The sequence below is a fragment of the Candidatus Nanohalovita haloferacivicina genome (assembly GCF_029232205.1).
GTDB classification, from domain to species: Archaea; Nanohalarchaeota; Nanosalinia; order Nanosalinales; family Nanosalinaceae; genus Nanohalovita; species Nanohalovita haloferacivicina.
This window is the reverse complement of sequence record NZ_CP107255.1, coordinates 657,063-678,689: the sequence shown is the minus strand read 5'-3', so window position 1 is coordinate 678,689 and position 21,627 is coordinate 657,063. Positions and strand designations below refer to the sequence as shown.

At 44.6% G+C, this 21,627-nt stretch carries 26 protein-coding genes, 1 tRNA gene and 1 rRNA gene; 15 read left to right on the top strand and 13 right to left on the bottom strand.

The window, feature by feature from the left end:
- Positions 1-2 precede the first annotated feature (2 nt).
- On the bottom strand, positions 3-125 hold the full coding sequence (locus HBNXNv_RS03740) for a hypothetical protein (protein ID WP_347720345.1): 123 nt from the start codon (positions 123-125) through the stop codon (positions 3-5).
- 353 nt (positions 126-478) lie between these two features.
- On the opposite strand from HBNXNv_RS03740, the gene HBNXNv_RS03735 reads away from it, so the two are divergent.
- From HBNXNv_RS03735 to HBNXNv_RS03725, 3 genes are all read left to right on the top strand, one after another.
- Positions 479-1,069: a hypothetical protein gene (locus HBNXNv_RS03735; protein ID WP_347720344.1), complete on the top strand. Its 591-nt coding sequence runs from the start codon at positions 479-481 to the stop codon at positions 1,067-1,069.
- A 112-nt stretch (positions 1,070-1,181) separates the two neighbouring features.
- Positions 1,182-1,808, top strand: a complete 627-nt coding sequence (locus HBNXNv_RS03730; RefSeq protein ID WP_347720343.1) for a phosphoribosyltransferase family protein — start codon at positions 1,182-1,184, stop codon at positions 1,806-1,808.
- A 5-nt stretch (positions 1,809-1,813) separates the two neighbouring features.
- On the top strand, positions 1,814-2,155 hold the full coding sequence (locus HBNXNv_RS03725; protein ID WP_347720342.1) for a DUF6293 family protein: 342 nt from the start codon (positions 1,814-1,816) through the stop codon (positions 2,153-2,155).
- Here HBNXNv_RS03725 and HBNXNv_RS03720 read toward each other — a convergent pair.
- The 5 genes from HBNXNv_RS03720 to HBNXNv_RS03700 form a co-directional block, all read right to left on the bottom strand.
- Positions 2,148-3,572, bottom strand: coding sequence for a PHP domain-containing protein (locus tag HBNXNv_RS03720; protein ID WP_347720341.1), 1,425 nt, complete (start codon positions 3,570-3,572; stop codon positions 2,148-2,150). The two genes, HBNXNv_RS03725 and HBNXNv_RS03720, sit on opposite strands and share 8 nt — an antisense overlap.
- A 92-nt stretch (positions 3,573-3,664) precedes the next feature.
- Complete coding sequence (locus HBNXNv_RS03715; RefSeq protein WP_347720340.1) at positions 3,665-4,153, bottom strand: signal peptidase I; 489 nt, start codon at positions 4,151-4,153, stop codon at positions 3,665-3,667.
- The gene (locus HBNXNv_RS03710; protein WP_347720339.1) at positions 4,150-4,431 is read right to left on the bottom strand and encodes a hypothetical protein; all 282 of its coding nucleotides are present in this window, start codon (positions 4,429-4,431) and stop codon (positions 4,150-4,152) included. Before HBNXNv_RS03710 ends, HBNXNv_RS03715 begins: the two co-directional genes overlap by 4 nt.
- Before the next feature lie 101 nt (positions 4,432-4,532).
- Positions 4,533-6,512, bottom strand: a complete 1,980-nt coding sequence (locus HBNXNv_RS03705; RefSeq protein ID WP_347720338.1) for a SipW-dependent-type signal peptide-containing protein — start codon at positions 6,510-6,512, stop codon at positions 4,533-4,535.
- Between the two features lie 308 nt (positions 6,513-6,820).
- The gene (locus HBNXNv_RS03700) at positions 6,821-7,063 is read right to left on the bottom strand and encodes a hypothetical protein (protein WP_347720337.1); all 243 of its coding nucleotides are present in this window, start codon (positions 7,061-7,063) and stop codon (positions 6,821-6,823) included.
- Between the two features lie 96 nt (positions 7,064-7,159).
- Between HBNXNv_RS03700 and rrf the strand changes: the two genes are divergently transcribed.
- The 4 genes from rrf (at position 7,160) to HBNXNv_RS03680 (ending at position 9,239) form a co-directional block, all read left to right on the top strand.
- A 5S ribosomal RNA gene (gene rrf, locus HBNXNv_RS03695) occupies positions 7,160-7,276 on the top strand.
- Between the two features lie 66 nt (positions 7,277-7,342).
- Positions 7,343-8,026 carry a hypothetical protein gene (locus HBNXNv_RS03690; protein ID WP_347720336.1) on the top strand — a complete coding sequence of 228 codons (684 nt, stop codon included), beginning with the start codon at positions 7,343-7,345 and terminating at the stop codon, positions 8,024-8,026.
- A 13-nt stretch (positions 8,027-8,039) separates the two neighbouring features.
- Complete coding sequence (locus tag HBNXNv_RS03685) at positions 8,040-8,471, top strand: NUDIX domain-containing protein (RefSeq protein ID WP_347720335.1); 432 nt, start codon at positions 8,040-8,042, stop codon at positions 8,469-8,471.
- Positions 8,472-8,477: 6 nt separating this feature from the next.
- Positions 8,478-9,239, top strand: a complete 762-nt coding sequence (locus tag HBNXNv_RS03680) for a hypothetical protein (RefSeq protein ID WP_347720334.1) — start codon at positions 8,478-8,480, stop codon at positions 9,237-9,239.
- Between the two features lie 22 nt (positions 9,240-9,261).
- Here the strand turns inward: HBNXNv_RS03680 and HBNXNv_RS03675 are convergent, their stop codons facing one another.
- Entirely contained in the window at positions 9,262-10,230 is a 969-nt protein-coding gene (locus tag HBNXNv_RS03675; RefSeq protein ID WP_347720333.1) for a nucleotidyltransferase family protein, read from the bottom strand.
- Between the two features lie 125 nt (positions 10,231-10,355).
- Here HBNXNv_RS03675 and dinB point away from each other — a divergent pair, with 125 nt between their 5' ends.
- Complete coding sequence (dinB, locus tag HBNXNv_RS03670) at positions 10,356-11,441, top strand: DNA polymerase IV (RefSeq protein ID WP_347720332.1); 1,086 nt, start codon at positions 10,356-10,358, stop codon at positions 11,439-11,441.
- Positions 11,442-11,448: 7 nt separating this feature from the next.
- Here dinB and HBNXNv_RS03665 read toward each other — a convergent pair whose 3' ends face one another.
- From HBNXNv_RS03665 to HBNXNv_RS03655, 3 genes are all read right to left on the bottom strand, one after another.
- Positions 11,449-12,426, bottom strand: coding sequence for a TIGR00269 family protein (locus HBNXNv_RS03665; RefSeq protein ID WP_347720331.1), 978 nt, complete (start codon positions 12,424-12,426; stop codon positions 11,449-11,451).
- A 110-nt stretch (positions 12,427-12,536) separates the two neighbouring features.
- On the bottom strand, positions 12,537-13,190 hold the full coding sequence (locus HBNXNv_RS03660) for an HAD family hydrolase (RefSeq protein ID WP_347720330.1): 654 nt from the start codon (positions 13,188-13,190) through the stop codon (positions 12,537-12,539).
- A gap of 39 nt (positions 13,191-13,229) precedes the next feature.
- The gene (locus HBNXNv_RS03655) at positions 13,230-13,910 is read right to left on the bottom strand and encodes an HAD family hydrolase (RefSeq protein WP_347720329.1); all 681 of its coding nucleotides are present in this window, start codon (positions 13,908-13,910) and stop codon (positions 13,230-13,232) included.
- Positions 13,911-14,019: 109 nt separating this feature from the next.
- Here HBNXNv_RS03655 and HBNXNv_RS03650 point away from each other — a divergent pair.
- A tRNA-Ser gene (locus HBNXNv_RS03650) sits at positions 14,020-14,108 on the top strand.
- Between the two features lie 92 nt (positions 14,109-14,200).
- On the opposite strand, the gene HBNXNv_RS03645 is transcribed toward HBNXNv_RS03650, so the two are convergent.
- On the bottom strand, positions 14,201-14,755 hold the full coding sequence (locus HBNXNv_RS03645; RefSeq protein WP_347720328.1) for a hypothetical protein: 555 nt from the start codon (positions 14,753-14,755) through the stop codon (positions 14,201-14,203).
- A gap of 75 nt (positions 14,756-14,830) precedes the next feature.
- On the opposite strand from HBNXNv_RS03645, the gene HBNXNv_RS03640 reads away from it, so the two are divergent.
- Complete coding sequence (locus HBNXNv_RS03640) at positions 14,831-15,031, top strand: histone (protein ID WP_347720327.1); 201 nt, start codon at positions 14,831-14,833, stop codon at positions 15,029-15,031.
- A 139-nt stretch (positions 15,032-15,170) separates the two neighbouring features.
- Here HBNXNv_RS03640 and HBNXNv_RS03635 read toward each other — a convergent pair whose 3' ends face one another.
- Both HBNXNv_RS03635 and HBNXNv_RS03630 read right to left on the bottom strand, forming a co-directional pair.
- Positions 15,171-15,467 (bottom strand): hypothetical protein, encoded by a 297-nt coding sequence (locus tag HBNXNv_RS03635; protein WP_347720326.1) that lies wholly within the window; start codon positions 15,465-15,467, stop codon positions 15,171-15,173.
- 115 nt (positions 15,468-15,582) lie between these two features.
- Entirely contained in the window at positions 15,583-15,981 is a 399-nt protein-coding gene (locus HBNXNv_RS03630) for a TRAM domain-containing protein (RefSeq protein ID WP_347720325.1), read from the bottom strand.
- A gap of 91 nt (positions 15,982-16,072) precedes the next feature.
- Here HBNXNv_RS03630 and HBNXNv_RS03625 point away from each other — a divergent pair, with 91 nt between their 5' ends.
- The 5 genes from HBNXNv_RS03625 to HBNXNv_RS03605 all read left to right on the top strand — a co-directional run bounded on the left by HBNXNv_RS03625 (position 16,073) and on the right by HBNXNv_RS03605 (position 21,609).
- Positions 16,073-16,675: an HIT family protein gene (locus tag HBNXNv_RS03625; RefSeq protein ID WP_347720324.1), complete on the top strand. Its 603-nt coding sequence runs from the start codon at positions 16,073-16,075 to the stop codon at positions 16,673-16,675.
- Positions 16,676-16,761: 86 nt separating this feature from the next.
- Entirely contained in the window at positions 16,762-19,785 is a 3,024-nt protein-coding gene (ileS, locus tag HBNXNv_RS03620) for an isoleucine--tRNA ligase (protein ID WP_347720323.1), read from the top strand.
- A 16-nt stretch (positions 19,786-19,801) separates the two neighbouring features.
- Positions 19,802-20,902, top strand: coding sequence for a DHH family phosphoesterase (locus HBNXNv_RS03615; protein ID WP_347720322.1), 1,101 nt, complete (start codon positions 19,802-19,804; stop codon positions 20,900-20,902).
- 36 nt (positions 20,903-20,938) lie between these two features.
- Positions 20,939-21,082, top strand: coding sequence for a hypothetical protein (locus HBNXNv_RS03610; protein ID WP_347720321.1), 144 nt, complete (start codon positions 20,939-20,941; stop codon positions 21,080-21,082).
- 167 nt (positions 21,083-21,249) lie between these two features.
- Entirely contained in the window at positions 21,250-21,609 is a 360-nt protein-coding gene (locus tag HBNXNv_RS03605) for a hypothetical protein (protein WP_347720320.1), read from the top strand.
- The last annotated feature ends 18 nt before the right edge of the window (positions 21,610-21,627 follow it).

Below are 21,627 nucleotides of genomic sequence, written 5' to 3'. Positions count from 1 at the left end.
AGCTAAATTGCTGTTAAGGCCTTTAGCTGGCTGTTTCTTATTTCCAGTTTTTCCTCTTTCAAGGCCATGAGTTCGACTTCAAACATTTTGGAGTTTCCATCCATGTTAATCCCCTCCGTAAGCATTTTTCTATCTGATTTTTACATTATTTACAATATTAAATGGTTTTCTTAGTCTTTTGGGTATTAGACCAATGGTTGATCCTTTAATTAAACCATTATTATTGTAGATTGTAAGAAATCGCTGTTCAAGTCTTATAGCTAGTTAAGAGAATAAACAGGATGCTGTAAGCTAAAACTTGTATCTGGTTCCTGTTTCTGTATTTTTAGTATCTGACCGAGGATTTTAAATGAGACCTACAGAACAGTGTATGTTTCCGGACGGTTGTGTCGGTTCAGATATGTTCTGATCTGAGCTACTTAATGCAGTTAAAATTCAATAAAATTCGGCTTAAGTTGTCGACGGCAACCTTTCAGATATGTTTCGAGACCGAGATCATGCAGCGGAAATGATGGTAAATTATCTGGAGGCCAAGAACCCTGATTTTGACAGAGTGATAGTTAATTCTTTTACAGGCCTTCCGGTAGCTGAAAAAGTAGCTGACAAGCTGAATCTGGGGATTTCTCCTCTTTTCTGTACAGAGCTGTCTAAAGGACTGAATGGGCCTACTTACGGTGCTGTCTGTCAGGATGGTACTCTGTGGTTGAATGATGCAATGGTGAGAGAGTTTATGATTTCTCCAGAGTATATTAGCGATCAGGCAGAGTGCACGAGAAAAGAGATAGTTGAAAAGGCCCGGCAGGCAGGTTATGAGGGAATGCCGCAGGTAAAAGGAGAAAATATCCTGGTTCTGAATGATGGGGTTTCTTCTGGTATGAGATCGGCAGCGGCTGCAGGTTCCTGCATCAAAAACGGTTCTTCACAGTTAACTCTTGCAGCGCCTTTTATCTCATCGACGGCCTACGGAATGCTAGAAAACTTATTTGATAGAATTTACTGTCTTGAAACGCCCTCTTTTGTGGTATCGGTAGATGATGGCTACTGGGCCTCAGACCTTAAAAAATTCTAGTTATGAAAAATAGCGCTAGCTTGAAGTTGCATGTGTCTAAATATTGTACTGGAGTATATTAGTACATTAGAGGATAGCTTTAGTTAAATAGAGTCGTTAAGAAACTATTGACATGACTAAGCCAAAATTTAGGATGCTAAAGTCCAGATATTACGAAGAAAATGTGCCACTAGTGGCCCTGGATTATTATGACAGGGATTCTCATGGAGAGGATGATTTCTCCCGGAAGCAGGTATGGTTCTATACCTATGGCGATAAGGAGATTGAAAAAAGGTTTAGAGAGGATCTAGGTGCTGTTTTCAGGAAGTTGTTTTCTGAAGATGGTCTTGACTGGGATATGATCACGCTGTATCCTGCTCATGCTGAGGGCACTCTTAATACGCATATGATGAGTCTTGTGCTGGATGTAGCAGGAGACGTTGGTATTCCTGTTGAACAGGTTATCAGGAGAACTGAAACTGTAAGTCAAAATCATGAAATAGAAAAGGAAAAGGCCAAGGTAGTTAATCTTGAAGGATCTCTAGAGGTTCTTCAGGATCTGGAAGGAAAAAATGTTATACTTGTTGACAATATCGTCTTAAGCGGTGTTTCCATGCTCAACGGCGCCTCAACTCTGAAGAAGAGAGGAGCTGAAAACGTGTTTTCCATTTCGCTGGGTACTTCACGGAAGCACCAGGAAGAGACCCAGGAACTGAATGAAGATGCTACTGCTCTTGACCTGATCCAAGCCAGAGAGTAGAAAAAATGAGCTCCGACGTCAAGAAACTTTTCCTCAACGAAAAGCCGGTAATGACACTGGTAACAATCAGAAGAGCTCACAGCGAGATTTACGGCAGCATAATCTCCCGCAGAATCGACACAACTTATGCACACGCAGTGAAGATAATCTCACAGCTTGAAGAGGAAGGCCTGGTTGAGAGCGAGAAGCAGGGAAGGAAAAAAATACTTTCTCTGACGGAAGAAGGCCAGCAGTTCGCAGATCTATTTCTGGACATGCTGAACATGTTCGATGAATGCAGCGAGAAGAATATGGAGGGCCTCGGCGTGGAGGGCTCAGGTTCCAAGCTCAGTGACAATATTATCTAGCTTTCTCAAGCATCTCAATCCATTTCTCCGCTAACAGCTTTGTATCTCTATCGTGGCTGGAATTCTTTGAATACTCTCTGCTTCTTGATGGCTGCTCTTCGGGCCTGTGAGCATCTGAGCCAAAAGCATTCTCATCGATCATCGACCAGAATACAGAAGGGAACTGCCTCTCTACTCCTTTGCCGTTAATCTCAAACAAAAAGTTATCAGAGTCCTCTGAGGCCTCCACAACTGGCCTGTAATAGTTTTCAAGGGCTTCTGCTGGGTAAATGGCTTCTATATCTTCTTCAGTCATTAAGTCAAGAATTTCTTCTTTGTCAACTTCTGAGTCAACGAGATCCTGGGCCTCGCCGTAGATAAAGTTCTCATATTCGTCTTTTATCTCGGAAACTGTTCCAAGGCCTTGTTCCTCCCGGAATACATCCAGCAGGTTCTCGTTTCTTTCGATCAGGGTTGGATGAGATCCTATGACTATTACTCCTGGCTTCTCTATTGGGGTTTCAGGATCTACAATTTCTGCCATATCTTTATCGGTTATGTCTGGAGCAGACTCTTGAATAACTGAGCTCTGCCCGTAGATAAACTCCTCAAGTTCCTGCAGTTCTCTATTGTTCATTAGTTCTCCTGAGATCTCTGGAACTTTCATTGCCTTCAATCTATCAGCAAGCGAAAGAATTTTGTAGATCTCTTTCTTTCTGTAGAATTCCAGGGCCTTTTTACGTTCCTCCAAATCCATTTCTTCAAATAATCCATCTTTCTTAACGTATTTTGGTTCGAAGGGAGTGTTCACGTGGTGTGTGCTGGCTAAAACGTAGTTTATGCCGCAGTTAGATGATTCTGATTCTCTGAGAAATTGTTCTATGTGGTCTTCGTAGTTTTCTACTGCGTCGTATTCTCTTTCAGATAGTTCGATTGCAGGATTGTAGTCTATTTCGATACCGTGCGGAACAACAAGACTGTAGTTCAGAAGATCTGCTAATGAGGCCTTACCTGTTTGGCTTATGCGGTTTAAAGTCAGTATATCTTCTTCGATTTTTTCGGGATCTGCATCGTTCAGCATAGTTGCGTCTTCAAAATCATTTACGACGTCCACGAGGTTCTCGTACTTTATAGGAAATATCTCGGGAGAAGTGTAATCTTCTTTATCCTCGCCCGCTCCAAAATCCAGATCTCTCTCAAAAGCAGCCCATGAAAGAAATTTCGGCACATAACCTATGTCCTCGTCAATGGGGTTGCCGTGTTCGATCGTTCCTTTCTCCCAGACATTATTCTGGAAGGCCTCATCAATAGACTCAATAATGCTCTGAGTTCCATCAGAATAAGTTGTGTGGGGGTGAATATCGGTGATTTCTTCCTTTGAAACTCTGTCAAAGCCTATTTCCTTGGCCAAGGTCCGGATATTGTCATCAATGGCCATAATTGTATTTACAGTTGTGTAAACAAATCTATTATTGTGTTTAAATACAATAAAGCTACTGAAATATTTTCTGGGCCCTAGGATTCTATTTCTTATTCTCTAAAGTTGTTTAATGCTTCTATTACTTCCAGTATTACTATTGTGGAGGCCGGCAGGGCTACAAGAATCAGTATTCCGAGAGGGCTGCCTGCAAAATTAATGGCATAGCCTAGATACGGTATTGAGAAGAGCTTTACTCCAACTATCTGGTTGGCTGTGACTTCTTGAGGGTCGGGGGCCTCGTTTGCAATCCCTTTGGTTCTGAATGTGGGAGGAAGCTCCTCGCTCTTATTCACAACTTTGTGAGTAGTATACTGGCTACCAGTACGGAAGGTGATGGTGTCTCCTACCTCTATGAGCGATGGATCGATACTTCGAGTAAACAGAACCGAGCCTGTATCAATTTCAGGTTCCATAGAACCGGAAACCACTATAAACGCGTTAAATCCTGGAGCCATCTGAGCCAGTGCAAAGGCCAGAAAAGGTAACGAAACCAGGCCAATAACTGCCAGAAATATCAGGGCAAAAGCTGACTTGCTCATCTGCTCAAGTTAACTCTAGTGTTGTAAGTCTCGATTTTGCCATCTGAAAAAACAACTGTAATAGTAACGTTATGCTCTCCCTGAGAAAGATTTCTGACTACAAGAGGCCCTGAAAAATTATCTTTCTGGTCATCAAAACTCCAGTAAACATTCTGTATATTGCTGTCATTATTCTCCAGCATAGGATCTGTCTGAGCTTCTTCATTGCCTGCTGACGCCAAAATAAGGCCTGAAAAAATGACTAATACCAGTGCTCCAGAAATCAAGGCTCTTGCCATATCTAACTCTCTTTGACACAAGAAAAAGTCCTTTATTACATTGAGAATGATTTATTGTACCGTAATAAAGAAAAATAAAGGAGGATGAATCCCTCCTCTTTCTAATTGGCCTCTACAGTTACGTTCTGATCCAGAGCTAGAGATGTCCTGTCAGGGTTGCTCATAGATCCAGATAATACCTGCCAGTCATCAATGTCTCCATTGTAGAACTGGTTGTACAGTGCAGACTCTTCGTTAAACGCTGGGTCGATTGTGAAGCTGAAGTCGTTTCCTAGACCTCTGAAAGCTCCACCGTCTGTTCCTCCGGCGCCCCATGTCCAGTTAATGGTCTGAGGTTCGGAATCTACATCCCAGTCATCGTAATTTGAACCTGCTTTCTGTCCGTTACTTCTCAGGTATAGATCGTCCTTTACAACCCATTCTCCAGAGTTGTCAAGGCCTGTAATCTGCCATGTAGCAGATCCTCCATCTCCTCCTGCCATGTCGTGTACTACGACAAGGCTAAGCCCGTTAGGGCCGTCATAGAGGAACATGATGGAAGTTTCCTGCTGTTGCAGGCTCTGAGTTCCTACAGACTGGTAATAAGGCCCGCTTCCAGGGTAAGTAGCTCCGTTTGTTGCGTTATTGTCTGCTTCGTTGTTGAATCTGTCTGGAAGTCTGTAATCGTAGAGCTCTTCTACAGTCTGGTTGCCTTCAAGAGGCGTAATCTCTACAGTGGTATCTCCCTGAGTGGCTGTGATGACCTTTTCTTCGTAGCCGTTGTCGATCACACTGCTCCAGTCGAAGGAAGATCCATTTGCTATGCCTGTAGAGTTGCTACAACTTCTCTGCTCGAGGTTGTAGTTAGGATTGATGAAACTCTCCTCTCCAATTAGGCCTACAGTCTTGTCATAGTTGTACTTGTAGCCGATCAGACCGCTTTCTCCACTACCAAACTGTGGATGGTTCGGCTGGAATACTTCATCTGCGTCTGCTGTTGAGACGTTCTGGGTCTGAACTGTGCCGTTGCTATCTACTACAACCTGGAAGCTGTCGGGCTCATGGTCTGAGTAAGCAATTACAGCACTACAACCTGTAAATCTAGGATTCATCGAAACCGGCTCAGGTTCGTTAGGTTCTCCTAAATCACAGAATGAAGGATTGTTGGCCTTCACATCGATCTGTGAGCCGTTGTAGAACAGTCTCACAGTTGCCTGATCGTTAGCCGCGTTAACCTCGATAAACTCTTCGCTGTTTGCAGCTACCGTCAGATTAGACATGCTGGACTGCTGGTAAACGTCGTACTGGACAGTGACTGCCTGATTATTGTCATTTCTGACTCTGAACTTGGCAAGGTCGTCCTCGCTATCCGTACAGATAGCAGTTAGCAGGATATCATCTGTATTCACAGGTTCCTGCGGTGGCTCATGCGGTTCTCCTGTCCAAGGATTCTCTGGATTGTCGTTGTGTCTTCTCTGCTCTGTGTAGAACTCAAAGTCCATATCGATTCTGTCCTTCTGGACTCTGTTTCCTACCTCTCTAGGAAGCTCCCATTTCACACCGATGTAGTGTGTCTGTGAAGCATCGAACTCTCCAAGAAGAATTCCCTCTCTAAGATCGGATTGAATATCTCTCAAATGTCCTTCTGCGATAACCTCTTCATCGCTTTGATGGATATTGTCTCCATCATCTCTCCAAATCGTAAACTTCAACTCATCGTTCAGCTCTCCATCAGGATCCGTATCGCCCATCGCTCGCTCAGGCTCTGTAATCTCAATCTCCTCATCTGCAGTAACCTTGGCTCTCATCCAAACCCAGCCAGGGTTATCCTCAATATGGACACTGACAGTAGCCTCACCATGATCTCCTGGCTTAATATCCTCGAAATCGAAGATAGGCCCAGGATTGTCAGTCAAAGACTGCGCCTCAATATGTTCACCATTATAGCTCTCATTCCAATCGAGCTTCAAGTCAAGAGCACCGGTCACAAACTCGTTACCTTGACTGGCCTCAGTATCACTGAATAAGGCCAACGTACTACTGCTCGCGAAAGCCCCGATCAGACCGATTACCATAATGGATGCTAAAATGCTTTTCTTCATTGTAAATCACCTCAAAGTGTTTTAATTCGGTTTTGAACCAGGCCTCTCACAAGAGAAGCCCGGCAAAAAAGGATCACATATGAACACAACAATAACCTCTATTTCTCTCCCCGAATTAAGCCTTCTAGATAGTGTAAAATTGCCCAGAGGATCTTATAACCACTTATACAGTGCTAAATACGTGATAATCTGTACAAAACACTCAAACAATTGCATAAAACCAAATTTATGCTCTAAACTATTTGATACAAAGAAATCATGAAGATAGAATGGAGAGACTGCAGAAAATTAGATAAAAAAGAATTTTTCTAGTGATCGCTCTTCGAGCTATCCACTATGGCCTCAAGAATATAGATAACCAGCAACAGGCCTGTAAGCTGTGCAGCAATGATTTCTGGGGTCGTTGAGAACTGGAAAATATTGGTGGTTCCGAATCCCTGATCTTTCAACAACATGAAGTCGTAGGCCAGGACGGAAACTGTCATTATATCGATAACTGTAGAACTCTCAATCTTATCTCTCAGTCCGCCACTGCTGCTACCATAGCTCATGGGACAAGTTTTCTCTAAGCCAAATAAATAAGCTACCCGGGCCTCACACCCTGCACCGTCTTTACCTATATAAAAGTTATACTCTGTTTATTCCATATTGGCGGCCATAGCGAGGGGGCAACACCCGTACCCATTCCGAACACGGAAGTAAAGTCCCTCAGCGATCGCATCAGTACTGCCTTTTAAGGCGGAAGCGTGCGGACGCTGCCAAACTATTTTTCCCTTTAGTTTTCTCACAGAAAAAAGACTAATAACTCTCCGGATAACCTTTGCACAGTTATGAAGGACGAATTACTCAAAGAACTGAAGGCCCACAGCTCATTCAAAATATCTGTATCCCTGTTTTTCGCTGCCATACTAATCTTCTCAATCCAGCTATCATACAACCAGGCCAATCAAAACTCCGGACAACTGGAGGAAAACGTGCAAAATGTAGCAGAACTCAGGGAGGCCTCAGCATTCATGACGTACTACAATGACACCAATCAATCAGAAAAATACTCTGAGACCAGAAGAATAATGGAAAAAACTCTGGGGAAGGCCCAGCGACAATCTGAAAGAAGCCAGCTATTTATGGTAAATGCATACGCTGATGCTGCCCTCAAAAAGATTAATCCTATCTATCCTGAACCCTGCTCTCTAGGCCTATCAGGAGAAAAATGCTATCTCTATATTGACGATGAAACTCTCTCACAGATTAAAAGTACTCTGAATGAGGCAGGAACCAACGAATCACTGAGAGATTTCTCCTCCAAACACAACCTTACGGCCCCAGAAGACTTTTACACAAATTACTCGAAGGAAAGATTCACGGCCAGCTCAAACGCAGCCAATATAGACTCTTTCAACGACAGAAAAGTTACAACCTCTCTCTACACAGCAAACATCCTTTACATGACCTTACTAGGACTTATCCTGAGCTCTATAGTTTCAAGAACCTATAGAGAAGTACGAGGCCGATAAATTGTACCGCAAAATGGTATCCTGGTTCCTCTGGAAAGGAGAAAACCTTGGAGCCAGGATTATCTCGAAATTTCTATGGCCTCCAGCCTCCGCAGCAGCGCTGGTTATCAAAGATGACAAAGTTCTTGCAGTAAACGCCGGAGAATATCTCATGCTGCCAGGAGGCCTTCTGGAGAGAGAAGAAAGCTTTGAACAGGGAGCTGTGCGTGAAACTCGCGAGGAGACAGGGCTAGAGGTAGAAGTTCGGAGTCTCGTGAGTGAAAAAGTGCGTGAAGGCCTTGGTGTTGAAAAAATATTCTATGCAGAGCTGACAGGCGGCGAACTTTCTTCTTCCTGGGAGGGAAGGCCTGAATGGATCGAAATCAGCGAGATCGAAGATAGAGATTGGCGCTATAATCGTGATGTCATGCGTCTAGTTGAAAAAGTTCAGGAAATAAAGAAGTAGTTAGAGATGTTAAAAGGCCGTGTCAATGCAACCTCCGATGCCTGGAAGGCAGATTACTGGGACAAGATACAGTCAGTAGAGGATGAGACAGGCCTGAATTTCTCTGATTCAATTGACGATATCGAGAAAAACAATATGTCTGCACTGGCCTCAATGGAAAAAAGAAGATCCGCTTACGGAGACCAAAATATTCTGCATATCAGCGATGAATTCGACTACCTGAATCCTGAACTCCAGAGCCACGTACTTTCACATGAAGGAATTCACGCCCTCGACTTCAACGACGAACTTGTACCTCAGTTAAAGGCCTCGAGAGGTATTTCAGATGATACAGCCTATCGAATATCTATGCTTAAAGATGAAGGCCGTGAAGAGAAAGAGGGCATTACTCAGGCTATTAACAAGAGGATTAATCCTGATCCGAGCTCTCACTACTTTTATCCCGGTGAGACAAGCAGGATGGAAAGTCTTCTGGAGGAAGGAGGCCAGGATCTTAACTCCGAACTTCTTGAAGAGATGAATGATCTCGAGCAGGAAGTAGTTGACAACTACAGAGATATAGACACTCAACTGGTGGGATCTGGTGTATACATTGAGTATGGATCCTTCAATGATGTTGATTACAGTGTCATGGTTCTGGGAGATGGAGCTGAGGAGTACGGTGAAGAAATAGCTGGAGATTACATGAATCAGCAGGAATTAGATCTTCAGGACATGAACTATGACGAGTTTGTAGAGACTGACTTGGAGAAATATAATCTGGATTAACAGAGAAAAGAGAAATTAAGGTTTAGAGAGTGGTGTGCTCTCCAATTATTGCGTCGTTGACATCGGCCCCTTCAATGTTTGATTTCTGATCGATGATCGAGTTTCTGACCTCTGAATCAACTATACGCGAGTTAGGGAAGACAATCGAGTTCTGAATTTTCGCCCCATCAAGCTCGCAGCCTTCCATGATGAAAACGTTGTCACCAATCTCCGAGTTGTTTACACTGGCTGCGTTGTTAATGTTTCCATCAACTACGGTCTCGAAGGCCTCAAGGTATCCTCGCGGAGTTCCCACGTCAAACCAGTAGCCATCAAAGCTGAATGCATAGGTAGGTGTCTGCTTGTGCGCCCACTCAATAAGCCGGCCTGGCTCGTCAAGATACTGATCTGCTGGAACATCTGTCTGCTTGAAATGTTCCTCGTACTCATTGAATAGCGAGACCTTGTCCTGAGGGAAGTAGTAAACTGCGATTGATCCAAGAGTTGAAGGTGGTTCCTCAGGCTTCTCCTCGAAATCAACAATCTGATCGCCGTCAAGATCAACCACTCCAATACTCTTTGCTATCTCCTCATCCTTCACATCGAAGACAACGTTAGCAGGCCCATCCTTCTCCCGGCAGAAATCCAGGAAGTTAGAGGTCTCAAAGCTGTAGATATTGTCGCCTCCGATAACAACCAGGTCATCGTCAAGATCTTCCTTCTCGATCAGGTTAATGATCGCGCCGATAGTACCGGGCTTCTCCTCCTCGGAATCCTGATTCTCAACGACTACACGAGCATTTCTATCATATTCTTCAACGTAATCCTCGAAATCTCCTGCAAACTTCTCATTAGTTGAAATAATAGTTTCATCAACTTCTTCATCAAGATCCTCGAGAATGTAATCAATTATGGGTTTTTCCTCTCCAAGAGGCAACAAAGGCTTTGCGCGGTCCTTGGTAATAGGCCACAAACGAGTTGCATGGCCTCCAGCAAGTACAATCGCTTTCATACGTAATACAAGGTAATACCAACTTAAATAACTGCAACCGAATCTTGGGAAAAGTTCGAGCAAAAGAATTTCCCAATTCTGCGAGTACCGAAAGACAGAAACCAGTAACTGAGAAAGGCCTTCACATGACCGACAGAAAAATCCTGCACGTCGACATGGACTCATTCTACGCATCGGTCGAGAAACAGAGAAAAGGCCTGGAAGGTCCGATCGTCATCTGCGTATACTCCGGACGCACAGAGGACTCCGGCGCAGTATCAACCTGCAACTACGAGGCCCGTGACATGGGCATACATGCCGCAATGCCGATAACAAGAGCAAAAAATATTGCCGAGAAATCAGAGAAAGAAGTACATTTTCTCCCAATGGATCGTGAGTACTATCAGCAGATATCCGATGAAATCAGAGAACAGATATACGAAAAATACGCGGAAAAGATCGAACAGGCCTCTATAGATGAAGCATATCTGGATACAACCGACAAAGTTGAAAGCTTCGACGAAGCTGAACAACTGGCCGAGAAAATTCAGGAGGAAGTTGAGGAAGAGTTCGGTATCACCTGTTCAATTGGTATTGGCCCGAACAAACTCGTGGCTAAGATCGCCTCCGACCGCGAAAAACCTGAAGGCCTTACCATGGTGCTGCCTGAAGAAGTACAGGAGTTTATGCAGTCGCTGGAGCTGGAGGATATCCACGGCATCGGAGGAAAAACTGTGGAGAAACTTGAGGCCCTTGGAATCGCTTCTGTAAAGGAACTGGCGGAGGCTGATACCCGTGAACTTATCGAGGAGTTCGGCGAAAACCTAGGAGTGAAGATACAGGAGAAGGCCTGCGGCCAGGACGATGAAGAAGTCAGCGAAAAGATGCAGAAACAGATTACCCGCATAACTACACTAGATCAGAACTCTCGCAGCGTCAACCACATCAAAACATACTTCCCAGATCTGGCCGATGAAATATTTGAGCAACTGGAGGATAAAGGCCTTAACTTCGGGCAAGTAGTTCTTGTAGTAATCGATTCCGAAATTCAGATGCATACGCGGTCGAAAACTCTAAAGGCCAGAATCAGAGATAGGGAGAAATTTATTGAGGAAGAAGAGGCCTTGCTGGAAGATTTCATGAATGATTTCGATGGAGAGGTCCGCCGGATAGGCCTCAGGGTATCTGACCTGGAAGAAGATCGGGGTCAGAGAAAGTTGGAGAGCTTCTAGTACTGATTTATTCTTCTACAGAGAAATCGTGGTCATCTGATTTATCGGCTGCGATCTTGATCTCATCCAGAAGCTGGCATTTCCTGCATATTTTCGATGAGCAAGGTTCTCCACATTTCTCGCACTCCTGTATCTCGTTTTCCTCGCTGTCGTAGTCTATGTTGTCTTCTACCATGTCTGAGATCTCTCGGCCGTGTGAAACTATCTGATTCTTGACGCCAGGCATCTCAGACTCCAGCTTGTTCAGGAAACTTTTTACCATAGGCCTCATCGATCCTTCCTGTACATGAGGGCACCGATCAATAACTCCAAGATCATGGATACGGGAGTAAAGCGCTACCTCTTTCTCTCTTACATCGCGGAGAGGCTTGATTCTCTGAGTAAACATTTCGTGGTCTGAAGGATCTTTCTTCGGGCCAATACGTGCCATTCGCTTCATGTCTCCTTTGATATGATTCATCATGATGGCCTGCGCCTCGTCGTCTAAGTTGTGGCCGATAGCCATCTTGTCCGCGTCAACTTCACGGCAAAGCTTGTTGAGAAGGTCTCTGCGCATTATTCCGCAGTAGGTGCAGTTTCCTTTTGCTCCTGCATCCGCTACGTCATCCATCTTCAAGTCGTAGTAATCATCGTACTTTCCAAGCTTCAGGTCAACACCTAGATCGTTGCACAGTTCCTCAGCAGCAGAGATCGATTCATCTCTGTAAGGATCGATGCCTTCGTGCACGGAGACTCCTATTATCTCGATGTCAGGCCTTTCTCCGAAGATCTCTACCAGCTGTTCAAGAAGTACTGCGGAGTCTTTTCCGCCGGACAGGCCTACTGCGATTGTGTCGCCTGATTCTACAAGGTTTCCTTCTCTAATCGTTTTCTTCACTTTCTTGTTGATGTCGATGGAGAAGTGTTCCTTGCAGAGGGCCCGGCCTTCATACTCTCGGTGGATTACCGCTGGCTCTCCACATTTGCTGCAGGTTTCGTCAGTCATACAGAAAAAGAAGTAGTTGAAATCTTTTAATCCCATCTGCACAGTGAAGGTAGCTGAGGTCTGCGGGAAGAGCAGCTAGTACTTTGGCTCGAACCTTTTCTAAAGGTTCGCTACTCGATGAATCTTTTCAGTTCTGCCAGTCTGGTAACTCGGTGGGTAGGATCTAGTTCAGGCCTTTCTCCGTAGCTTTCTACAAGTATGGAGTCGATCCCTGCGTTCTTTGCGGCCTTGACATCTGACTCTGTGTCGCCTACCATTACAGGGTTGGATGCGTTCATGTAGTCCATTGCGGTTTTCAGCATCTGCTTGCTGGGTTTTCTCTTGTTGAAGTATTCTGGCATTGGGTCCATTGGAGGTGCGTTTATGATTCTGAAGTAGCCTTCCAGTCCGAAATGATCTAGTGTAAAGTCTGCTGTTCTTTTCGGTGCGTTGGTGGCCACGGCTTTCTCAACATCAAGGTTGTCTAAAATTGTCTCTACCTCGGGGAAAGGAGTAATGTAGTGTTCTTCCATCAGCCTGATCTTGCTGTCCTGAACAGTATTCTCAATTTTCTTCAAAGTCTCCCAGTTAATACCTTTCTCGTTAAGAAGTTTTTCTACCTTGCTCGCTGAAGAGGCCTTTGCAACGGTCATGGCATCATTTACATCCATTTCCACGCCATGCTTCTTTGCTGCGTTAATTCTTACTTTATCCATCCATAGAAAGTTGTTTACTGCTGAGTCAAGCAGCACTCCGTCCTTGTCGAAAATTATTCCATCGTACATTTCTTCTAGAACCCTTCAACTAATTGGAGGCCAAGTCTTTTATTCAGATTGGTCTTCGACAACCCGATTAACTATCTCTCCCAGGCCCTCAACCTCGAAAGTGTGGCCGTTCTGAACCTCTCCGCCTCTTTTAACCCATACAGAATCCATCCTGGCATTTTCAGCAGCCTTCAGATCAGAGTCGGAATCACCAACATAGATGAAAGGATCTCTCTTTAACTCGGCCTTCGCCAGCTCAAGATGATTTGGATGAGGTTTTCTATCCCGCAGATCCTCAAAATTACGGACGCCGGCAAAGAACTTGAAGTACTGCTTAAGCTCGAAATATTCGATCATCATTTTAACAGCGGCCTCAGGAGCATTGCTTATAACAGCCAGAGGAATATCTTTCTGGTGAAGATTCTTCACGACCTTTTCTGCCTCCGGATATAGCTCGAAGTTTCCTTTTCTAAGCTCTTCGCCACGCGCATTCGTGGTTTCCTGTGCTACCAGAGACCAGATCTCTCTTGGATCGAGGCCTAACTTCGAGGATTTCTTCAGACAGGCCTTGTAACCTTTATCACCTAGAATAGCATCCTTACCATCTCTGGAAACATTTTCTGGCTCAACATCTTTCTCCTTTAAAGCCCGGTCGACAGCTCTGTACTTCCATTTCTCACCGTCAACCAGCGAGTTAAGAAGCACGCCATCCATATCGAAGATTACCGAGCTATAGGCCATGATACTCGTTAATGGCCGTAAAGCTTTAACAACTGCCGATTGACACGCAGTTTCACAGAAATACACATCACCACTAAAAAACGTTGTAGACTACTTCAATTCTAGACATGCCAGCGTGGCGGAGTCTGGTTGAACGCGGCAGATTCGAGATCTGCTGGCCCATATGCGGCCTCCCCGGTTCAAATCCGGGCGCCGGCGTTCACACCTAATCTAGTATCAGGCCCGTATTTGCTGTTAGAAGCTCCAATTCTTGCGAGCTTCGGGTTCAAATCCGGGCGCTGGCGTACTTTTCAGCATTCTTCAAGTGCTTTCTCAAATTCTGCTGGGTAGCCTTCTACTCTCAGTAGTTTTACTAGGCCATCTTTGATGGGTAGTAGAAACTCGTTTTCCTGGAAAAAATCTTCTTTCTCTACTGCTTTGTCGGCTAGAGAAGACAGGAAATCATCGAAAAGAATTGTTTGAAGAGTTTTCTCTCTGATCTCGCACTTGTTCAGCATTATTTTTGTAAATCTCTTATTCAGTTCTCTGGCCTTTCTCTCATTTTCGTCAAGTACTTCGAGGCCTCTTTCGTTATCAATTTTTTTAAGCTCTTCTCTGATTACTTCTAGCCAGTATTCTGTGATTCCACAGTAGTCTATTTCGTAGTACTGTGCTTTCTTGCGCGTTCCTTTTTCAACAAACCCAATTTCCTTCATCTGTTTAATAATCCGACTTATTGATGATTGAGGCTTGTGGAGTTCCTCTGCGATTTTTGTAGAGTAATTTCCACGACTGGGTTGCGCAATCCTCTGTAAAACCTGAACTGCAAGTTCAGAATTCATTATTGATGGAAATTCATCTTTCACAAAATGTTGATAGAATGATTATATATTAAAAAATACCCTATACGTATAACATTATACCTAATAGGAGTGATAGTTATGGAATTTTCAATCTACAGGATGAAACAGGTTCTCAAAGGAGAAACAGACAAAAGAGTATCAGAAGAGGCAGCAAGAGCTTTAGGAGATCAGATGGATGAGCACGGAATAGAAATTGCATCCAGAGCTAAGGAATATGCTGAAGAAGCTGGTAGAAAAACTGTGAGAGCAGTAGACATTAGAAAGGCCTTAAGAGGATAAGTAAGGCCTCTTTACAATCTCTTTTCTATTTGTATTAGATTGTTCTATGTTCAAGATAGATTCTTCTTTATTAAAAATTGTATAATAGAAGAAATTGGTTTAGAATTAATTTAGAAAAGAGGGAGAGGGTTTTTCTGGCCTAGAATGGAGGCATGTCGTCTTCAGGTTCCTGAGGCCCCATTCCTTCGTCCATTCCTGGGCCCATAGGTTCTGCGTCCATTCCCTGTTCTTCCAGTTCGTCCATCAGATCCTTTACATCGTTGATGATCTTTCTTAGGGATCTCTCTGAGTCTGGATCCTGAACTTCCTGTTCAAGTTCTGTAATTTTGCCTCTGAGTTCTCGGGCTGTCTTTCCCTCCCCTGGGAATGTGTCCAGCAGCATTTCTGCGGAGTCAATTACTGCTTCAGCCTCTTCCTTGGCTTCATCTAGTGACATAAAGATCAAAACAGGGTAAATCTGTTTAAAAACCTTTTGATAGTCGAGTTTTTGAAAGAAAAAAAGTATGCAGAAACCAAAATTCGAAAATAGAATAAAAAGAGAGTAGAGAAATCTACTCTACTTCTTCCTCAATTTCCGCGAAAGCGAACTTACGGCCTACAGAAGTAACTTCTACATCGTACTTCTTGCCGACTTCTCCTCCCGGAACGAAAACTACGAAACCTTCAACTCTTGCGATACCATCGCCTTTGCTTCCAAGATCCTCTACTTCAAGCTCTACAATTTCTCCTTCGGAAACAGGCTTGTCAAGATCTTCATCGTCATCATTATCTTCGTCGTCGAAGTCTTCAGAGTCATCTTCCTCTTCAATTTCTTCTTCAATCTCCATTTCTTCCTCTAGAGCTTCTTCAGCTTCCTCTAGCTCCTCTTCAACTTCTTCAACGGCTTCTTCCATTTCATCTAGGTTTTCATCATTAAATTGATCGTCAAAATCTCCAGTATTATCTGTCATAGGTATATGCACCTTACAAAACACCAAAGGCCTGAAGATTTTTATAAAGACATCGAATCCGAATAAAAGAAACGACTCCTCAATAACAATTATGCCGCCACAAGGAGACCAGTGCATCTTCTGCCAGCTAATGCAGCAACCAGAACAACTCAACATAATCGCAGAAACAGACAACTTCTACGTATGGCACGAATACCCAGAACCAAGAGCCACAGGCCAGGCCAACGTAGTACCCAAAGAACACAAAGAATCAATCATGGACCTCACACCCGGAGAATACAGCGAGGCCATGACACTAGTCAGAGAAGTAATGGAAAAAGCCAAGACCGGCATCGATGCAGAAGGCCTCACCGTAGTAATACCAGAAGGCCAGATGGGCGGCCAGATGCTTGACCATATGTACATCCAGATATTCCCAAGATTCGAGGAAGATGAAAACGCAGGCACACCGGCCTCAGCAGTATTCCCACAGAAAGAAATGAGCGAACAGGAAATCAAAGACACGGCCGATACAATGGCCTCCACAGAAGTAAACTTCCAGACAGAAACCATCGAACCACACCCAGACAGCCAGAAATTCAAGGAAAAAGAAACACATTCTCAAGGCCGTGAAGAAGGAAATGAGGCTGATCAAGAAGAAACAGAAGAGGCCCACGAAGAAGAATTCGAAAGTAAAAGTTACAGCTGGGAGTGAGAGGTTATCTCGTTTCCACTGTTATTCTAGCTGGTAAAAACAGCCTCCTCAAAATACTTTTAACATTCCAAGTCCGAAATCGGTGTATGACCGACTACAATCCAGAAAAAATTGAAGAAACAGTTCTCCAGCAATGGAACAATAATGATACAAGGCAAAAAGTACTGAACAGAAACAAGGGAAACGACCGATTCTACTTTCTAGACGGGCCTCCATACGCATCAGGAAACATTCACATGGGTACAGGCCTTAACAAGATTCTGAAGGATTTCTACCTGCGATTCCACAGGAAGCTTGGCTACAATGTACACAGCCAGCCGGGTTACGATACTCACGGCCTCCCTATCGAAAATAAGGTGGAGGAAGAGAAAGGATTCAACTCGAAAAAAGATATTGAAGACTTTGGAGTGGAGAACTTCATCAAGGAATGTCAGAAATTCGTCGACCAGCACATCGAACAGATGAATCACGACTTCGAAGATATGGGAGTCTGGATGGACTGGGAAAACCCGTACGTAACCTACCACGACTACTACATTGAGGGTGCGTGGCAGACATTCCAAAAGGCCTTCGAAAAAGACTTCCTGTACAAGGATCAGTACCCTGTACACATCTGCACACGCTGCGAGACAGCAGTAGCATACAACGAAATCGAATATACTAAACTAAACGACCCGGAAGTCTACGTGGCAATGCCAGTCAAGGACTCCGACGAAGAGTTACTGATTTGGACCACCACTCCATGGACACTGCCAGCAAACGCAGCAATCATGGTAGGCCCAAGCTACCAGTACTCGCTAGTAGAATTCAACGAGAGAAAGATCTGGATGGCCTCAGAACTTGTAGATACAATAATGAGCAAGTTCGGGGTAGAAGACCATGAAGTACTGAAAGAGGTAACGGGAGAAGAACTTGAAGGCCTTGAATATGGTCATCCTCTGGAAGACAAAGTTCCGGCACAGGAAGGCGTACAGGGTAAAGTAGTTCTTTCTGATCGCTACGTCGACCTTGAAGGAGGAACAGGCCTCGTACACTCAGCACCAGGACACGGTAAAGAGGACTACGAGGTAGGCCAGGAAAATGATATTAAACAGATCTCTCCAGTCAATCTGAAAGGAGAGTTCACAGAAGAAGCAGGCCCATACGAAGGCCTATACGTGAAGGATGCCGACCCAGAGATCAAGGAGGATCTTGGAGAAGCATTGCTTTACTCGGGAGAGATCCGGCACGAGTATCCAAAGTGCTGGAGATGTGATACTCCGCTTCTACAGCTTTCGATCCCTCAGTGGTTCTTCGGAGCTACAAAGTTCAGAGACGAACTGATTGAAAGCAATGAAGAGGTAAACTGGGTTCCTGACTGGGCCGGACAGAAATTCCATGAATGGCTTGAACAGCTTGGAGACTGGCCTGTATCTAGACAGCGTTACTGGGGAATCCCACTACCTATCTGGGAATGTAACGACTGCGATCACACCAAGGTTATCGGAGATAGATCCGAGCTACCGGAAGTGCCTGACGACCTACACAGGCCTTACATTGACAATGTAGAGCTTGACTGTGAGGAATGTGGTGGCACAATGGAGAGAATTCCTGACGTACTGGATGTATGGTTCGATTCAGGAGTCGCTCCATGGGCCTCGCTCAAACACCCAGCGATCGATTTCTCGTTCGAGGACCACAATCCTGTGGACTTGGAGCTTGAAGGATTCGATCAGATCCGTGGATGGTGGAACAGTCAGTTCATCACCTCACACATGACATACGATCAGAAACCGTTCAACAACGTCATCTACCACGGCAAAGTAATGCTTGACGGCAAAGAAATGTCGAAATCCAAAGGTATTGTAGTCTCTCCAGGAGAGGCCATAGAGAAATACGGCCGTGACGTACTTAGATTCTTTATCCTGTCCGGAGATCCTTCAGATGATCTCAACTTTACATGGGACAAGATGGATGAGAACCAGGAGTTCATGAACATCCTCTGGAACACATACAACTACAAAGACACGTACACAGAGGATAGAGAAAGGCCTGACAACCTCAACACTGAGGATGAATGGATTCTATCGCGGCTGAACACTCTTGTCAGAGATGTAAGAGAGTACTCTACCGAGCCTAACTACCAGGCCTTCAAGGCCGCTCAGGAAGTAGAAAGATTCACGAAGGAAGATCTTTCCCGTGGATACATCAAGATGGTTCGTGACAGGCTACGTCCAGGATACGAAGGAGATGACAGGAAGGCTGCTGAATGGACTCTGCGCAAGGTATGCGACGAGCTTCTACAAGTTCTTTCACCATTCCTGCCATACCTTACAGAGTACCTTTACGACGATGAAGACTCAATCCACATGCTGGATTACCCAGAAGTACAGGAAGAGTTCATTGACGAAGCACTGGAACGAGAAATGAGCATTTTTCAGGACATAGAGGAAGCTGTCGCAAGATTAAGACAGGAGAAAGGAATCAAGCTTCGACACCCTGTCCAGAAAGTAACTGTATCAGGCAACGCAGAAGTCAAGGAGGCCGTAGAAAGCCTTGAAGAACTTCTCGAGGAACGACTGAATACCAAGGATGTGGCCTTTGAAAAGGTCGAACTTGACTATGAAGTCAAGCTTGACTATGCAAAAGCCGGGCCTGAACTCGGTGGAGATGTCAAATCAGTAGAATCTTCTCTGGCTGATATGGATCACAACGAGCTTGCTGATAAAATCGAAGACGGCGAATCGATAGAAGTCGAAGGCCACGAGCTGAGCTCTGACATGTTCGAGGTCAGAAGCTTTGTTCCAGAAGGAATGGAGGGCGAAGAATTTTCCGAAGGAACAGTCTATATCGACGACGAAATGACAGAAGAGCTCAAGGATGAGGCCCTGGTAGCTGAAGTTCTCAGAGAACTACAACAAGCCCGTAAAGAGGCCGAACTTGAAGTCGAGGACAAGGTAGATGTCTCATTTGGAGGAGACATTGAACCGGTTGAGGAAAACGTGGAAACTGTCAGAGACAGAGTAAACGTCGAATCAATCGACTTCGAAGGTAGAGAACTGGAATTCTCAGGCAGCGTTGAATTCGAAGACAGAAAAGTCAGTTACAGCTTTTCAAGGCCTGTACAGTAACAGAGGTGATCAAGAAATGACAGAGAAAGTAGGGCCAGCTGTAGACTTTATTCAAAATATCGAGGAAGACGATAGAGTTGTAGTTATCCATCACTGGGATATGGATGGAACTTCCAGCGCTGTAATTACTTCTAAAATTCTCAAGAAGGTTAGAGGCCGTCCAGCAGACGAAGTAATGATTCCAAGCGAAAGAGCATACCACTTAGGTGAAAAGGACCACGAGAAACTTGAGGACGCCGACAAACTAATTGTTCTGGACTTTAACCTTAAGGCCGACGAACTTGAGGAACTCAACCAGGATCAAGACGTCCTTGTAGTCGATCACCACGGCTTTGACCGTGTACCGGACATTCCATTCGTAAATCCAAGACAGTACGACGCAGACGTATACGTTCCGTGCAGCAAGATCTGCCTTGACATATCCAAAAGCTTTGAGCTGGAGGAAGAACTCAAATGGGTTGCAGGCCTTGGAATTATACAGGACTTCGGCGTAGACTCGTGCCCAGAACTTTTCGAAGAACTCAAGCAGGACTACAAGGAATTCTTCCCGGAAGAACTTTCACAACAGGAACTGGCCAAAAACTGCGAGTACGGCCGATACTCATCAGTCCTCAACATAAAGCCTTACAGAGATTCAGCACACTTCGCAAAACTGGCATATGAGGCCCTCATGAAATCAAATGATCTCAAAGAACTTGAGGCCCAGGAGGAGTACCGACAGGTCTATGAAGTATACCTTGAGATGCAGGATGAGTTCAACGAGGTAATGGAGAACTATGAGGAAGAAAGAGAAATCGACAGAGAGCAATGCATAATCTTCTTCGAGCTGGACTCCGATTTCCACATCACCTCATCGATTGCAACGAACATGTCCACAAAGACTCCGGAGTGGATCCACCTCGTGATTCAGAGAGATGAGGAAATCAACATCTCCGCCAGATGCCAGAGTGGCAGAGTAGATCTTGGAGAACTAATGCAGGAAGCTCTCCCGGAGAAAGCAGTTGAAGAAGGCGCAGAAGCGGGAGGCCACAGAAAAGCAGCTGGGGCCTCAATGCCAGAAAAATATTTCGAGGATTTCAAGGAGAACTTCAAACAGCTGGTTAAACAGGAAGGATAAAAACTGTTTAAAAAGAGGAGAACTAGATAGTTTACCATGAGCAGAAAAGAAGACAATGCCCGCAAGCAGTTAGATGAGGCAAAGGAAATGCTAGGAATTTCAGATGAGAGAGCAGACGAAATCTTCGGCGACGAAACCAATCACAAGCAGAAGAAAAGAAAGGAACTAGACCAAAAGTAAACTAGAGGCCATAACTTCTTCAAAAGGCCTTTCTCCCTTAGTTTTTCTCATCCAAGATTTTTCTTATACAGGTAGCCTCAATCTACTTCTTAAATTCTTTCGCGCTTAATTAGAGCTTTACTTCCTGTATCGAGCCAAATATAATTGTTATTCTCTAAATAAATTGTATGGGACGAGTACTGGATGCATACAAGGAAGTGACGGACTACTTATCCGAAGAACACGGGGAAATCTCAGTTGACTACGAATGGTTTGATGAGGATCACTGCTGGATACTGTTCAGATCACGTGGGGATGAGGAGGACGAGTTTTACGAACTCCTCGAGGAAAACAATCCTGCTATCCACGTCTCAGAGTTTCCGGAAGTCAGAGGAATGGGTGTGGAGGAAGCAATCGAACAGTACACCACCATCCATGAACTCTCCGAAGAAGAATACGAGAAAAGAGGAGAAACACAGATCAGAAACCAGCAAACACACAGACACCTAGGCCCAGGATCATCACCATTCAGAGACCTCGAACTCTAATTCTTCAATTTTTTCTAA

Coding starts and splice junctions, on each gene's coding strand:
- HBNXNv_RS03740 (WP_347720345.1), bottom strand. CDS start 125: ATGCTTACGGAGGGGATTAACATGGATGGAAACTCCAAAATGTTTGAA.
- HBNXNv_RS03735 (WP_347720344.1), top strand. CDS start 479: ATGTTTCGAGACCGAGATCATGCAGCGGAAATGATGGTAAATTATCTG.
- HBNXNv_RS03730 (WP_347720343.1), top strand. CDS start 1,182: ATGACTAAGCCAAAATTTAGGATGCTAAAGTCCAGATATTACGAAGAA.
- HBNXNv_RS03725 (WP_347720342.1), top strand. CDS start 1,814: ATGAGCTCCGACGTCAAGAAACTTTTCCTCAACGAAAAGCCGGTAATG.
- HBNXNv_RS03720 (WP_347720341.1), bottom strand. CDS start 3,572: ATGGCCATTGATGACAATATCCGGACCTTGGCCAAGGAAATAGGCTTT.
- HBNXNv_RS03715 (WP_347720340.1), bottom strand. CDS start 4,153: ATGAGCAAGTCAGCTTTTGCCCTGATATTTCTGGCAGTTATTGGCCTG.
- HBNXNv_RS03710 (WP_347720339.1), bottom strand. CDS start 4,431: ATGGCAAGAGCCTTGATTTCTGGAGCACTGGTATTAGTCATTTTTTCA.
- HBNXNv_RS03705 (WP_347720338.1), bottom strand. CDS start 6,512: ATGAAGAAAAGCATTTTAGCATCCATTATGGTAATCGGTCTGATCGGG.
- HBNXNv_RS03700 (WP_347720337.1), bottom strand. CDS start 7,063: ATGAGCTATGGTAGCAGCAGTGGCGGACTGAGAGATAAGATTGAGAGT.
- HBNXNv_RS03690 (WP_347720336.1), top strand. CDS start 7,343: ATGAAGGACGAATTACTCAAAGAACTGAAGGCCCACAGCTCATTCAAA.
- HBNXNv_RS03685 (WP_347720335.1), top strand. CDS start 8,040: ATGGTATCCTGGTTCCTCTGGAAAGGAGAAAACCTTGGAGCCAGGATT.
- HBNXNv_RS03680 (WP_347720334.1), top strand. CDS start 8,478: ATGTTAAAAGGCCGTGTCAATGCAACCTCCGATGCCTGGAAGGCAGAT.
- HBNXNv_RS03675 (WP_347720333.1), bottom strand. CDS start 10,230: ATGAAAGCGATTGTACTTGCTGGAGGCCATGCAACTCGTTTGTGGCCT.
- dinB (WP_347720332.1), top strand. CDS start 10,356: ATGACCGACAGAAAAATCCTGCACGTCGACATGGACTCATTCTACGCA.
- HBNXNv_RS03665 (WP_347720331.1), bottom strand. CDS start 12,426: ATGACTGACGAAACCTGCAGCAAATGTGGAGAGCCAGCGGTAATCCAC.
- HBNXNv_RS03660 (WP_347720330.1), bottom strand. CDS start 13,190: ATGTACGATGGAATAATTTTCGACAAGGACGGAGTGCTGCTTGACTCA.
- HBNXNv_RS03655 (WP_347720329.1), bottom strand. CDS start 13,910: ATGGCCTATAGCTCGGTAATCTTCGATATGGATGGCGTGCTTCTTAAC.
- HBNXNv_RS03640 (WP_347720327.1), top strand. CDS start 14,831: ATGGAATTTTCAATCTACAGGATGAAACAGGTTCTCAAAGGAGAAACA.
- HBNXNv_RS03635 (WP_347720326.1), bottom strand. CDS start 15,467: ATGTCACTAGATGAAGCCAAGGAAGAGGCTGAAGCAGTAATTGACTCC.
- HBNXNv_RS03630 (WP_347720325.1), bottom strand. CDS start 15,981: ATGACAGATAATACTGGAGATTTTGACGATCAATTTAATGATGAAAAC.
- HBNXNv_RS03625 (WP_347720324.1), top strand. CDS start 16,073: ATGCCGCCACAAGGAGACCAGTGCATCTTCTGCCAGCTAATGCAGCAA.
- ileS (WP_347720323.1), top strand. CDS start 16,762: ATGACCGACTACAATCCAGAAAAAATTGAAGAAACAGTTCTCCAGCAA.
- HBNXNv_RS03615 (WP_347720322.1), top strand. CDS start 19,802: ATGACAGAGAAAGTAGGGCCAGCTGTAGACTTTATTCAAAATATCGAG.
- HBNXNv_RS03610 (WP_347720321.1), top strand. CDS start 20,939: ATGAGCAGAAAAGAAGACAATGCCCGCAAGCAGTTAGATGAGGCAAAG.
- HBNXNv_RS03605 (WP_347720320.1), top strand. CDS start 21,250: ATGGGACGAGTACTGGATGCATACAAGGAAGTGACGGACTACTTATCC.